The sequence below is a fragment of the Streptomyces iconiensis genome (genome assembly GCF_028657195.3).
Lineage (GTDB): Bacteria > Actinomycetota > Actinomycetes > Streptomycetales > Streptomycetaceae > Streptomyces > Streptomyces iconiensis.
Genome location: NZ_JANCPR020000026.1, coordinates 54,756 through 67,157 on the forward strand (window position 1 = coordinate 54,756; position 12,402 = coordinate 67,157).

The window sequence follows — 12,402 nt, forward strand, 5'->3', positions numbered from 1 at the left end:
TGTGGCCGTATGGGGTCAGCGGTCCAATGATTGTTCCGGAACACGTCATACGAAGCGCGTATAACGCCAGCTAGGGTGGGTTGGTGTCCGATCCTTTCCCCGCACCCGTCGACCTCGACCTGCGGCTGGTGCAGTGCTTCACGGTGGTCGCAGAGCATCAGCATTTCGGCCGTGCTGCCGAGGCGCTGCACACCACCCAGCCGTCGCTGAGCCGACAGATCCGCCGCCTCGAACAGCAAGTGGGCGTCCGCCTGCTTGACCGCACCACGCACGGCACCCGGCTCAGCGAGGCCGGTGAGACTTTCCTGCCCCGGGCCAAGGAGCTGCTGCACGCCGCGGTCGAGGCGATGGCCCGCGCCCGGGCCGCGGCCAGGCCCAGCAGCGTCACCATCGGCTACACCAAGGGCCTGGTCATCACTCCGGCCGTGCGTGCCCTGCGCGACCGCAGTCCCGACGCCGAAGTCCACACGCGCCTGCTCGCCTGGAACGACTCGCGCGGCGCGCTGCTGGAGCACCGCGTCGACGCGGTGGTCACGCGCCTGCCGTTCCCCACCGACCAGCTGAGCGTCACCGTCCTCTACGACGAGCCGCGCGTGCTGGTCGTGCCGACGGATCATCGTTTGGCCGGCAAGGAGTCGGTCACTCCCGACGACATCGCCGGCGAGCCGATCCCCCACGTACGCCAGTCCGACCCGTTGCTGAACGCCTACTGGCGGCTCGATCCCCGGCCCGACGGGCGGTCCGCGCCCGACGGCCCCCTGGTCGAAGCCCTTGAGGACAAACACGAACTCATCGCCGCCGGGCAGGCCGTGGCCATCGGGCCGCCCCTCGACTACGCGACCGGCCTGCATCCCAGCCTCACCACCGTCCCGTTGCGGGGGGTCGAACCCAGCCAGGTCGTGCTCGCCACCCGCACCGGCGACCGCAGCCGCCTGGTCACCGCCTTCCGCAAACACGCCGAAGCGCTGCTCACCGGAATCCACCAGGCCGGACCGACACGGAGAACGTGATCCACGACGGCTCCGCCCGCGCATACGCGGCCCTTCCGTAGGCACGCCACGACCTCGGCCCCGCCGGTGACGCCCCGTCAGCAACCGCCGTCACCTGCCCGACGGTCCGCTGGACCCTGCCCGACATCCACGAACGAGGTCTGGGTGGTACGGGTGTTCCTCTCGCCGACCGGGAGGTCTTCGCGGCGCTCGCCCACCGCTGGGCCATGCGGCCCGACCGCACGCCCCTGACGGAAGCCGGGTTCACGGCCCTCTCCACCGCTGCGGTGCCAAGCCGCCTTGGAGATTCCGTGAGTAGCATCCCTGGTCAAGGAGTGTGCTCCTCGTACGCACGGGGATGGGGGCGTGCATGCCCCACACCTCCGAATTCCGGACCGAGACGTATTTGCGTTAGAACGCACTTCAATTCCTAGGTTCGGACGCATGCGATACATCAAACTCGGAACGACCGGGCTGGAAGTCTCCGCCATCACCCTCGGCTGCATGAGCTTCGGCGAGCCGGACCGGGGCGGCGAGCCCTGGTCGCTGGGCGCGGACGCCAGCCGGGACATCATCAAGCAAGCCCTTGAGGACGGCGTCAACTTCCTCGACACGGCCAATGGGTACAGCGCCGGAAGCAGTGAGGAGATCGTCGGCCAGGCGGTCAAGGACTTCACCCGGCGCGAGGAGGTCGTTCTCTCCACCAAGGTCTGGATGCGGATGCGTCCTGGCCCGAACGGCGCCGGGCTGTCCCGCAAGGCGATCTTCGCCGAGCTCGACGCCTCCCTGAAGCGACTGGGGACCGACTACATCGACCTGTACCAGATCCACCGCTGGGACTACGACACCCCGATCGAGGAAACCCTTGAGGCGCTGCACGACGCGGTCAAGTCCGGGAAGGTCCGCTACATCGGAGCATCTTCCATGTACGCCTGGCAGTTCGCCAAGGCCCTGTACCTGGCTGACCTGAACGGCTGGACCCGGTTCGTGTCGATGCAGGACCACTACAACCTCATCCACCGGGAAGCAGAGCGGGAGATGCTCCCACTCTGCGCCGACCAGGGCATCGGCGTGATCCCGTGGAGCCCGCTGGCGCGGGGCAGGTTGACGCGGGCCCGGGACACCGCCACGGCGCGTGCCGAGACCGACCCGGGCGGCAAGATCCTCTACCGCGACCAGGACCAGGCAGTGGCCGAGCGCGTCCACGAGATCGCGGGCAAGCGGGGTCTGTCCCCGGCCCAGGTCGCCCTGGCCTGGGTCATGCGCAACCCGGCGGTGACCTCGCCCATCGTCGGGGTCACCAAGCCGGCCCAGCTGGCCGACGCGGTCGCCGCGGTGGACGTCGAACTCGGCGAAGACGAGGCCGCCTACCTGGAGGAGCCCTACCAGCCGCACGAGGCCGCCTACTTGGAGGAGTCCTTCTACAAGCCGCAGCCTGTGGCGGGCTCCCGGTAGTCCGGGCTACCGCCGGGCCTTCGACGAGTCCTCGGCCTCGGCCCCGGCCTTCACAGCTCTGTGGTCGGCCCGGCGGTGCGGGCTTCGGCGCTGCGCACCTCGGCGGCGAGGCCGAAGTCCGCATAGGCGTGGACCAGGGTGACGCAGTCGTCCAGGCATCGTTCGGGCCGGCACATCCGCAGCAGCAGCGAACCCGGCGAGGCTGTCCTTCCCTGTACGAGCCTTCCCTGTACGAGGCCGTGTTCAGGAATGTCGCCACGGGGCGCATGCAGGTCCCGAGCGGCAGGGGCGTAATCTGCGGCGGGCGAGTCGGATACCGCTGACGCGTCGTGGCCGTACGTCGACAGCCTCGGGCGGCACCCGCACTCTGAGGTGTCAGGTGCCCCAGGAACGACCAGGGAACGACCAGGAGGTTGACCGGTGATCGCTCTGACCGCGATGGGAGGGGTGGCCCTGGTCGAATTGGGCATGGTCCTGACCCCGGGGCCGAACATGATTCACCTCGCCTCCCGCGCGATCGCCCAAGGCCGCAGGGCCGGCCTGGTCAGCCTCGGCGGGACCGCCGTCGGCTTCCTGTGCTATCTCCTGGCAGCGGCTGCCGGCCTGTCCGCGCTGTTCGCCGCCGTGCCGGTGGCGTTCACGGTGGTCAAGCTCGCCGGGGCCGCCTACCTGGCCTACCTCGCCTGGGGCATGCTCAAGCCGGGTGGTCGCTCGCCTTTCGCCCCGGGCCAGGATCTGCCCCCGGTCTCCGACGCGCGCCTGTTCTCCATGGGGCTGCTGACCAACCTGCTCAACCCCAAGATCGCTCTGATGTACGCCGCGCTGCTGCCCCAGTTCCTGGACCCGCAGGCAGGCCCGGACTGGGCACAGCTGCTCCAGCTCGGTGGTGTGCAGATCGTCGTGGCGGTCACCGTGAACGGGCTGATCATGCTGGGCGCAGCACGGGTCTCGGGGTTTCTGGCCGCCCGGCCCCGTGTCATGGCCGCCCAGCGGTTCGCGGCGGGCGGCCTGCTCGGCGCCTTCGCGCTGCGCACCGCCCTCTCCCGTTCCCCTGTCTCCGCCTGACCCTGGCCCCTGGCCCTTCCCCCCGGCCCTCCTGGTCCGCGTGCCCGACGGGTTGAGCGGCCCGACACGTCGAGCAGCCCGTCACGTTGGCGTGGTCAACTGGGCAGGCTCTCCGTCAGACCGCGTCTCTCTCGCGTCTCCGCACCGCTGATCACGCTCGTGTGAGGCCAGGCGCGGTGCAGGGGGACGGCGTTCGAGACCTCGTCCTCCTGTAGCCGTCCGGGTACCGGCGCCGTAGAAGTGACCGCGCCCGACTCCGGGCGGAATCGCCGCCCGGTGACGCCCACGTCCGCCCACGTCCGGTGACGCCCACGTCCGGGGAGGTCCGGCGACGTCCAGCGGTCCCGCGGCTTCTGGCCGCCGTCGTGCGGTGGGCGGCGGTGCGCTTGACCGTGCACGGGGCATGGAAGCTGCATCACGGTGCATCGGTACGCCCGTTCGGCAGTGCCGTCGTGCGGTGGGAATCGCAGGATTTTACGGTGAGAACCGACCCGGGGGGCGGCAAGGGAAGGCTCTTCGATGGACAGTCACATCGTGCAGGTGAAGATCCACCCTGCCATTGGTGTCGCCCGGGTGGGCAACAGCACCGAAGCGCCCTTCATCGGCCCGGAATCACCGGACCAGAAACCCGCGGCCCCTGGCTCTTACAAGGACAGTTCGGGGGCGGTCCGAAGGCAGGCCGCGCGTTTCCGGGTGTACGGATGCAACGCCGCAGGGAAGGTCGTACGGGAGCTGAAGCCGGGCGAAGCCGGTGTTTCCGAGATGCAGTGGACCGTGCACTTGGCCAACAAAAAGGCCGCCTGGTACCAGTTCCATGTGCCGCTCGACATCCCCGAGGGCAAGGTGCTCGCGGCCGGGCAATACGCTCGGCGGAACGCCGATGTCGTGGGCGCCGACCGGAAAAAGCTGGTCATCGACCCCGGAAGCCGGACCGTTCGCGGCTCGATGACCGAGACGAAGAAGTTCGATTCCGGCAAGGTCATGGGCAAAGCGGTGTATCTCGGCGAGATCTCCACCCACTCCGACGGGCGCCTGCTGGTGCTCGGTGGCAGGGGAAACTCCGCCTCCTACAAGAACAGACCGATCACCGGAGTCGCCAACAACGACACCTGGTACGACGACGTGTCCGACGGCCCTGTGACGGCGAAGGTGCGTATCGAAGGCAGGGACCTGGTCGCCGCACCGGCATGGGTCGTGGTGGGCCCTCCGGACTACGCCCCCGGTGTGAAGTCCATCCGTACCCTCTACGATCTGCTCTTCGATGTCTTTGTCGAGGCCGGTTCCCTGGCCCGCCCGCAGAAGATTTCGTTCACCGATCACATCGAGCCGATTCTGCGGCGGTTCTGCGATCTGCAGTGGGTCAACCGGGGTTTCGCGACGCAATTCGGCTGGAACGGGCCCCACTTCTTCCTCTCCCCGGCGATGCGGAAACGACTCGCCGATCCTTCCGACCGCAACCGCGAACTGCGCCGGCAGATGTACGTGGCCCTGCGCGACTACTCCCGCGACGGGATGTCTCCTGTGCCATGGCCGTGGCTCTATGGGGACGCCATGGCCAGCAAGCCCAAATCCGTGCGTCAGCACAGCACGCTGTCCCCGTTCCAGGACTGGATGCTGCGGCGCTGGGCTGACGGCGCGTTCCAGGCAGCGCCGCTACGGGAGCTCCGCCCCACAGTGGATGACGCGCCTGTCGCGGAACAGCCGGGGTTGCTGGACCGGGCGGCCCTGGAGAACTGTGCCGCCGAGGCGTTCCACCCCGGGTGCGAGGTCACCTGGCCGGTCAGGCATCCGACCATGTTCGCCGAACCCTTCCGCATCCGGCACCGCCCCTCCGGCGCTGCGGAGCCCGACTTCGGTCCGACTCTCACTCCACAGGAGGTGGTCGTCCAGAACGGGCCGCTGTATGCGCAAGGGCCCGGGGATCTCACGCGCTGGATGGCCGCACCCTGGCAGGCCGACACCGCGAGCTGCCGCTCCGGCTACGAGGCCCTGGTGCCGGCCCTCGGGCCCCGCTACAGCCCGTACGTGCCGACCTTCTGGCCTGCCCATGTGCCCAACCACGTACTCAAGGTGGAGGACTTCGAGAAGGTGAACACGCCGCCCGCCGGCGGCGACGACAGCGCCAGGGAAGAGGCGTTCGAACGGCGAGCGGCCTGGCTGCGCGGCCTCGACGGCAACATGAACGAACAGCGCAGCCAGATGATCAAGGATTGGCCGAAGCTCGGGATCGTCGAGGTGCGCGACTACACCGTCGGCGACGGGAAGTTCCCCGACCGCATCCACGTGGAGTCACGCCCCGCATCGCCGTTCGACCAGGCGATGGACACGGCGAACCTCGTCAACTTGCAGGTTCTCGACGCGGGTGCGCCCGTGCTGGCCGCCGCGGCCGGCACCTGGCCCGCTGACGGACCCGCCCCCGAAACCGTCGAGGCCGAGCACGTGGCGCGGGCCGTCAGCGAGGCCGTGGAGGCGACCGGCTTCCGCGAGGAGGAGATCGCCGCCGGGTACCTGGAGAGGCTCGACCCCTTCCATGAAGCGCTGTGAGCCCCGCACCCGCCCCCGGCGCGGAGACCTGCGACGTCGTGGTGGCGGGCGGTGGCCCGGCCGGCTGCGCCGCCGCGCTCACGCTGGCCCGGGCCGGCCGTACGGTTCTGCTGGCCGACGCTGGTACCGGGCCGCCGAAGGCCGGCGAGACGCTCGTGCCCGCCGGGCGGGTGCTGCTCGGCGACCTCGGCGTCGCCGACCGCGTTCTCGGGTCCGGGCATCTGCCCTGCTACGGCAATCTTTCGGCGTGGGGCTCGGCCGAACTGCACGCCGTGGACTTCATCAACGATCCGCACGGCCATGGCTGGCACCTCGACCGGCGGCTGTTCGACCGGCGACTGCGCGATGCCGCCCGCGTGGCGGGGGCCGAGGTCGCGGAGGGCACGGCCGTACGTGGAGCGGTGCGGCAGCCGGACCGCGGCTGGACTCTGGCGCTGCGCGGCGGCGCGGGCCCTGCCGGCGCCGGGGCCGGTGGCGAGCGTACGGTGCGGTGCCGCTGGGTGATCGACGCCACGGGCCGCGCCGCCGCGATCGCCGTCCGATGCGGGGCCCGGCGGCGGGTCCGGGACCGGCTCGCAGCCCTCCACGCGCCCCTGGAGGCGGATCCGGAGGACACCGACCGCTGTTCGCTCGTCGAGTCCGACGAGGACGGCTGGTGGTACACGGCGCCACAGCCCTCCGGTGGGCGCCTGGTCGCCTACTTCACCGACACCGACCTGCCCGCCGCCCCGTACACCGCGCGCTACTTCCGCCGACGGATACTGGGCACCCGGCACGTGTCACGGTGGGCCCGCCGGCACGGACCCGCGTCCACGCCACCTGCCGCGCCCCGCCGGGCAGCCGCACATACGGCGCACCTGGACCGGGTGTACGGAGACGGCTGGATCGCCGCAGGAGACGCGGCAGTCGCCTTCGACCCGCTCTCCTCCCAGGGCGTCCTCACCGCCCTCTACACCGGGATGAGCGCGGGCCGGGCCGTCGATGCCCGCCTGAGTCGCGGGCCTTACGGCGAGGACTCGGACCTCGCCGCCTACGCGCACAAGGTCCTGGCCGCCCGGACCGCGTACCTGCGCGGCCACCGCCTCCTTCACGCCCAGGAGGTGCGCTGGATCCACCGCCCCTTCTGGGCGCGGCGCCTGGTCGACCTCCCCCCGTTTCCAGGCCGGTCGGCAGGGCTGGTGGAACCACACCAGCTCAACAACTGAGCCGGTGACGGCCGGCTGCGGCTGGTTTGAGGTTTGGCCCCGGGCGACTTGCCCGCCCCGTCTCCGCGGTGTGCGCCGCCGGTCCCGCCCGGCTCAGGGCGGACGCCGGGAGGACCGAGGCATGGTCGCGCCGGAGCGGCGAGCCGGCCGAAGGCCAGAACCCAGGCCGGGTGTCGTCAGACGAAGAAGGCGTTCATCCCGGGCACGTCGGAGAGGTAGGTCTCGATGCTCGCGATCTTTCCGTCGCGCAGCCGGCAGACCGTGGCCAGGTATTCGTCCAGCACGGCGTCCTCCCGGCGTGCGGTGTTGTGCAGGGAGAGCGCCATGTTCTCCCTGCTGACCAGGAGATGCAGCAGCTCGAAGTCGAGGCCGTACGAGGCGATCAGCTGAGCGCGCTCCACCACTGCGTCGGCGCCTTCGGCTGTGCCGGAGATGGTGTTGTCGCCGGGCAGGGTCCAGGTGGCGTCGTCGTGCAGCAGGGCCCGGATGCCGTCCCAGTCGCCCGAGACGAGGGCCTGGTGGAAGCTGCGGCCGAGGGCGAGGTTGGTTTCGTTGGTGGACATGGCATTCCCTTCGAAGCGCTAAAGCGGTGATCTCCGCTTTAGCGCGACTGTACGCACACCGCCAGCTAAGGCGCAACTCTCTGCTTTAAGGTGGAGGGATGAACGCTGACGCATCGACGAAGCGGCCCGGAGGCCGCAGCGCCCGCGTCCGTGCCGCCGTACACAGCGCCGCGGTCGCGCTTGTGGGCGAGTTCGGCGCCGACCAGGTGACCCTTCCCGCCGTCGCCGAGCGCGCCGGGGTCAACTCCAGCACCCTCTACCGGCGTTGGGGCACGCTCGCCGCGCTCCTGGCCGACGTCGCCAACCACCGCGGCGACGCCGACGCGCCCCCGCTGATCGGTGACCTGCGCACCGACCTGGAGAATCAGGCGGTCTGGACGCTGGCGGAACTCTCCAGGCCCGGTGGCATCGCGTTCTTCCGCGCCGAGGTCGCGCCTGACGTCGACGAGCGGCACGAGGGACTGCGCGAGTGTCTGCGCAGGGTCAGCGAGCGCTTCCGCCCCGTCCTCGACACGGCGCGGGAGCGCGGCGACGCGCCCCCGCCCCCGTCCTTGGAACAGGTCCTGGACCGGATCGTCGCGCCGCTCTACTTTCGCGTGGTCTTCTCGATCCCCGATACGGACGAGGCATACGTCCGCGAACTCGTCGCGGGGCTCATCGGGGAGCCCCAGCTTGATCCTTGACCTTCGACCGGCTCATCGCTCCGGCGGAACGGAGCCCCGTCGCCGTTGCGGGTACCAGGCAGGCCGGCGACACGATCCCGCTGGACATCATGGACCGGGTCAACAGCAGCAAACGCCCCGTTGAGAGGAACGGCCGCACCTCACAAGCGACTTCGCGGACTTGTCCCGGTCTCCGCGCGCCTTGTCGGCGGGGGTATGGGCGTGAGTGGAGGGCGGCGTCGTACTCGGCTTCGTACTCGGGGTGGGGCCCCGCACGCGCCCTCAGCAGCAGCCCGAGCGGGGCCTGTCCGGCGGCGACGGCTCGCACGCGGGAAGACGGGAAGAGCGGAGAGAGCAGGGTTCGAACCTGCGTGGGGCAGGACCCCTGACCGGAGAGGGTGCGGATGCCCCGTCAGGTCAGGCGCTTTGCCCATCGTCACCGCGGTCAAGCGACGTACACGGCCTGACGGGCCAGGGAGTCCGGCACTCGACCGCGTACTGTCCGCCCGCGGCGTGGACTGCGCGATCCGCGCGATCCGATGAAGAAGTACGAGCGACTGGAGAGCGAGTTCCTCGCCAAGGGCGGGTACATCGCCGAGGCCGCCACCATTGCCGTCAGCCTGCGCCTGCCCGGCCGGGAGGCTACCGCCCCGGGCGCGGGGCCGCGTGTGCGGTTGGTGGTGTGGGGGCCCGGTTGGCGGGGTGATGCGGCTGGTTGGGCTGCAGGGCCGGCGGCTACGGAACCGGGTTCGGGTCCGGGCTTGCCGGTGGGGTGGGCCCTGGCCCTGGTGCGGCGAGGTCGCGGTGCGACGGTGTGCACCAGGGCCGGGCGTTACCTCACTTGTAGTGCACGTCCAGGGCGTGGCCGCGGCCTTCGGCGTAGCACTCGCCGCCGTCGATCTTCCCGGCGGAGGTGAGGTCGTGCATCTTGCTCTGGCACTCGCTGTCGGTGGAGTACACGCCGTAGCGCTCCCAGCCGGGGGCGATTTCGGCGGCGTGTGCGGCGCCGGCCGTGCCTACGCCCATGGCGGTTACGGCGAGCAGGGTGAACGCGATCTTGCGGAGCTTCATGTGGCTCATTTCTTCGGGGTTCCGGCCATGCCGGTGCGGCGGTGGTCCGCGCACCGGGGCCCTTTTCACTGGATGAAGACGATCTTCGGTTCGGATCAGTTCCATGAGTTGCCGTCGAATCCGGCCTCTGACCTGCATGTTTGCGACCCCTGGCCCGACGTAACCTCCGCTTCCGCCCGGCCTTGTCCTGACAGGGCGGGCCATAGAGAACAAGCGGGCTCCGCCGGTAACGCTGCCGAGACACAGCAAAGGCGCGCACCGCGTCAAGACAGGAAGACGCGACCTGCTCGCTCTCAGGACCGGCTGCTCACCGAACCCGACCTCAGCCCCAGAGCGATCGCGGAGGCCCTGGGCGTGTCCGTTCGCGCGCTGCACCGCGCGTTCAACCGGCATGCCGCCGTGCCGGTCATGGAACACGTACGTGAACGGCGTCTCGAACGGGCAAGGGCGGACCATCGGAGCCGTCATTTCCGGTGCTGACCGGACCCGCTGGTCGGCCAGACGACGAGCCCTTGCGGCGGAGCGCCTTGCGGGGGGAGCACCTTGAGGCCGGCGCAGACCCGTTGAGGCCGGCGCAGACCCACCACAGCGCTGGACCTTCCCGCGGTGAAGCGCTCCGCCCGTCCTTCACCGTGTTGGCGATGCACAGAAACTTCAGTTACGATGTATAACGTTCGCACTTACCGCTAACGGCGATGGTGTTCGTCGCCGCTACCGAAAGGATTGCCTCATGGCTGCACTACCGGGTCCGCTCCACACCGTTCTGGGGGCCGGCCCTGCGGGCACCTCCGTCGCCCTGGAGCTCGCGCGCCGCGGGCACGCGGTCCGGCTGGTCGACCGTGCCGGATCCGGTGAGCCGCTGGACGGCGTCGAGCGGCTCGCCGGGGACGTCGGCACGGTGGAGGGGGCGCTCGCCGCGATCGAGGACGCGGACGTCGTCTACCACTGCGTCAACGTCGCCTATCACCTCCAGGTCGATGTCATGCCCGGCATCCAGGAGGCGGTTCTGGGCGCGGTGGCGCGCACCGGCGCGCGCCTGGTCGTCCTGGACACGGTGTATCCCTACGGCGAGACGCACGGCGAGGTCATGACGGAGGACACTCCGTGGCGGGCGACCACGGCGAAGGGCAGGATGCGTGCCGCGCTGGACGAGAACTACCTCGCCGCGCACAAGGAGGGCCGTGCGAAGGTCGTGCTGGGCCGCTCGGCGGACTTCGTCGGCCCCCGGGTGCTGAACTCCACGCTGGGCGGGGCCGTCTTCCCGGCCGCGCTCACCGGCGGCGAGGTTCTGGCGCTCGGCGACATCGACCTGGCGCACAGCTACACCAACATCCTCGACGTGGCCCGAGGCCTGGCCGTACTCGGCGAGAACCCCTCAGGAGACGGCCGGGCCTGGCACCTGCCCACCGCCCCCGCTCGTACGACGCGCGAGATCCTCACCGCGCTGGGCGAGCTGGTGGGCCACCCGCTCCGGATCGGAACGATGGACGAGCCGCGCGCCTTCGGGCCGTTCGACGAGACGTTCATGAACTCCTACGCCGAGCTGTTCTACCAGCACACCGAGCCGCAGATCATGGACTCCACCGCCTTCCAGCGGGAGTTCGGTGTCGAACCCACCCCGATCGAGACCACTCTGAAGCAGACCCTGGAGTGGTACCGAGGCTTCCTCGCCTCCACGGCGAAGGGCTGACCCGCAGGTCATACGCGTTCGGCGGCAGCCCTCACCCGAAGAGGACCGGGAGAGGGTTTCGCTCTGTCGCAGCAGCGATACGGTCACGCATACGATATGAGCTGAACCATGCGATCCGGCGCGAACAACGACAGGAGGCGGGGAATGACAGCCCGTGCGGACAGTCCGCGTGCGCGGTACCGGGAGCAGACTCGCTCCGAGATCAAGGAAGTGGCCGTAAGGCAGCTCGCCGCCGGCGGCGTCGAGGGCGTGGCGCTCCTGCGGATCGCGAAGGAGATCGGGACGTCCGGCCCGGCGCTCTACCGCTACTTCGCCAGCCGCGACGACCTGCTGGCGGAGCTGGTGATCGACGCCTATCAGGGCGCGGCAGCAGCCGTCCACGCGGTGAACACCGAAGGCGGCGGGCGGGCCGCGCTCCACGCCCTGACCAGCGCCTACCGAGTATGGGCCGTCGCCCAGCCACACCTGTACCTGCTCATCCAGGGCACCCCGGTGGCCGGCTTCACGGCGCCGGCCGAGACCGTACTGAAGGCGCGCTCCGTCCTGGGCCCTTTCCTGTCCGTCTTCACCGAGGGTCGGCCACTGGCCTCCGTGGACCCGCTCCTCACGCAGCTGCGGGTGTGGTTGCGCGAGGAGCCCGAGGTGGCGGCCTGGGTCGAGCAGTGGACGGGCCAGGACGCCGACGGCTTTGCCGCGGCCAACGCGCTGACCGGGGCCGTGATGACCTGGCCCCAGATGCACGGCACGGTCAGCCTGGAGATCACAGGCCAGTTCACCGGCATGGGACACGACCCCGCCACCCTGCTCAACGTCCAGACGGCACTCTTGGCCGACACCTTTCAACTCCCCTGACCGCCAGAGCACTTTCCCCGCCGTGTCACCGCAGCGCGGGCAGCCCAGCCGACACCCGGTGCCGCTGTCCGCGCTGCGGACGTGTCATGCAACGGCCCACATGCTCAGCCGGCACCAGCCCAATCGCCGTCGCCACCGGCGTCGTCAACATCTGGTCCAACGCTCGGCCGCCGTCGCCGAGTCCTACCACCGGGCCACCGGCCCATACCCCGGCCGCTTCCTGCTCGACCTCGGGGTCGGTCACCGGGAGGCCGTGGCCGCGTACCGCTCACCCTGCGCACCCGACCGCCCTGGCGGTCGGGTGCC

At 70.2% G+C, this 12,402-nt stretch carries 11 protein-coding genes; 8 read left to right on the top strand and 3 right to left on the bottom strand.

Annotated elements, in window-relative coordinates; translation table 11 throughout:
* The first annotated feature begins 83 nt into the window (after positions 1 to 83).
* Both NMN56_RS24665 and NMN56_RS24670 read left to right on the top strand, forming a co-directional pair.
* A complete protein-coding gene (locus tag NMN56_RS24665; protein ID WP_274043294.1) occupies positions 84 to 1,010 on the top strand; it encodes a LysR family transcriptional regulator in 927 nt (308 codons plus the stop codon).
* A gap of 423 nt (positions 1,011 to 1,433) precedes the next feature.
* Entirely contained in the window at positions 1,434 to 2,444 is a 1,011-nt protein-coding gene (locus tag NMN56_RS24670) for an aldo/keto reductase (RefSeq protein ID WP_274043293.1), read from the top strand.
* A gap of 50 nt (positions 2,445 to 2,494) precedes the next feature.
* Here NMN56_RS24670 and NMN56_RS24675 read toward each other — a convergent pair whose 3' ends face one another.
* A complete protein-coding gene (locus NMN56_RS24675; RefSeq protein ID WP_280842760.1) occupies positions 2,495 to 2,620 on the bottom strand; it encodes a hypothetical protein in 126 nt (41 codons plus the stop codon).
* A gap of 244 nt (positions 2,621 to 2,864) precedes the next feature.
* On the opposite strand from NMN56_RS24675, the gene NMN56_RS24680 reads away from it, so the two are divergent.
* From NMN56_RS24680 to NMN56_RS24690, 3 genes are all read left to right on the top strand, one after another.
* A complete protein-coding gene (locus NMN56_RS24680; RefSeq protein ID WP_274043292.1) occupies positions 2,865 to 3,509 on the top strand; it encodes a LysE family translocator in 645 nt (214 codons plus the stop codon).
* 519 nt (positions 3,510 to 4,028) lie between these two features.
* Positions 4,029 to 6,053, top strand: a complete 2,025-nt coding sequence (locus tag NMN56_RS24685) for a LodA/GoxA family CTQ-dependent oxidase (RefSeq protein WP_274043291.1) — start codon at positions 4,029 to 4,031, stop codon at positions 6,051 to 6,053.
* A complete protein-coding gene (locus NMN56_RS24690; protein ID WP_274043290.1) occupies positions 6,050 to 7,258 on the top strand; it encodes an NAD(P)/FAD-dependent oxidoreductase in 1,209 nt (402 codons plus the stop codon). Before NMN56_RS24685 ends, NMN56_RS24690 begins: the two co-directional genes overlap by 4 nt.
* Before the next feature lie 176 nt (positions 7,259 to 7,434).
* Here NMN56_RS24690 and NMN56_RS24695 read toward each other — a convergent pair whose 3' ends face one another.
* A complete protein-coding gene (locus NMN56_RS24695) occupies positions 7,435 to 7,821 on the bottom strand; it encodes a nuclear transport factor 2 family protein (protein WP_274043289.1) in 387 nt (128 codons plus the stop codon).
* A 98-nt stretch (positions 7,822 to 7,919) separates the two neighbouring features.
* Between NMN56_RS24695 and NMN56_RS24700 the strand changes: the two genes are divergently transcribed.
* A complete protein-coding gene (locus tag NMN56_RS24700) occupies positions 7,920 to 8,504 on the top strand; it encodes a TetR/AcrR family transcriptional regulator (RefSeq protein WP_274043288.1) in 585 nt (194 codons plus the stop codon).
* Positions 8,505 to 9,320: 816 nt separating this feature from the next.
* Here NMN56_RS24700 and NMN56_RS24705 read toward each other — a convergent pair.
* Complete coding sequence (locus NMN56_RS24705; RefSeq protein WP_274043287.1) at positions 9,321 to 9,554, bottom strand: hypothetical protein; 234 nt, start codon at positions 9,552 to 9,554, stop codon at positions 9,321 to 9,323.
* Between the two features lie 730 nt (positions 9,555 to 10,284).
* Between NMN56_RS24705 and NMN56_RS24710 the strand changes: the two genes are divergently transcribed.
* A complete protein-coding gene (locus tag NMN56_RS24710) occupies positions 10,285 to 11,244 on the top strand; it encodes an NAD-dependent epimerase/dehydratase family protein (protein ID WP_274043286.1) in 960 nt (319 codons plus the stop codon).
* 144 nt (positions 11,245 to 11,388) lie between these two features.
* A complete protein-coding gene (locus tag NMN56_RS24715) occupies positions 11,389 to 12,096 on the top strand; it encodes a TetR/AcrR family transcriptional regulator (RefSeq protein ID WP_274043285.1) in 708 nt (235 codons plus the stop codon).
* The last annotated feature ends 306 nt before the right edge of the window (positions 12,097 to 12,402 follow it).

What these genes read in the sequence shown, in the direction of transcription:
- NMN56_RS24700 (WP_274043288.1), top strand. Translation starts at nt 7,920, where the DNA reads ATGAACGCTGACGCATCGACGAAGCGGCCCGGAGGCCGCAGCGCCCGC.
- NMN56_RS24695 (WP_274043289.1), bottom strand. Translation starts at nt 7,821, where the DNA reads ATGTCCACCAACGAAACCAACCTCGCCCTCGGCCGCAGCTTCCACCAG.
- NMN56_RS24710 (WP_274043286.1), top strand. Translation starts at nt 10,285, where the DNA reads ATGGCTGCACTACCGGGTCCGCTCCACACCGTTCTGGGGGCCGGCCCT.
- NMN56_RS24715 (WP_274043285.1), top strand. Translation starts at nt 11,389, where the DNA reads ATGACAGCCCGTGCGGACAGTCCGCGTGCGCGGTACCGGGAGCAGACT.
- NMN56_RS24670 (WP_274043293.1), top strand. Translation starts at nt 1,434, where the DNA reads ATGCGATACATCAAACTCGGAACGACCGGGCTGGAAGTCTCCGCCATC.
- NMN56_RS24685 (WP_274043291.1), top strand. Translation starts at nt 4,029, where the DNA reads ATGGACAGTCACATCGTGCAGGTGAAGATCCACCCTGCCATTGGTGTC.
- NMN56_RS24705 (WP_274043287.1), bottom strand. Translation starts at nt 9,554, where the DNA reads ATGAAGCTCCGCAAGATCGCGTTCACCCTGCTCGCCGTAACCGCCATG.
- NMN56_RS24675 (WP_280842760.1), bottom strand. Translation starts at nt 2,620, where the DNA reads ATGTGCCGGCCCGAACGATGCCTGGACGACTGCGTCACCCTGGTCCAC.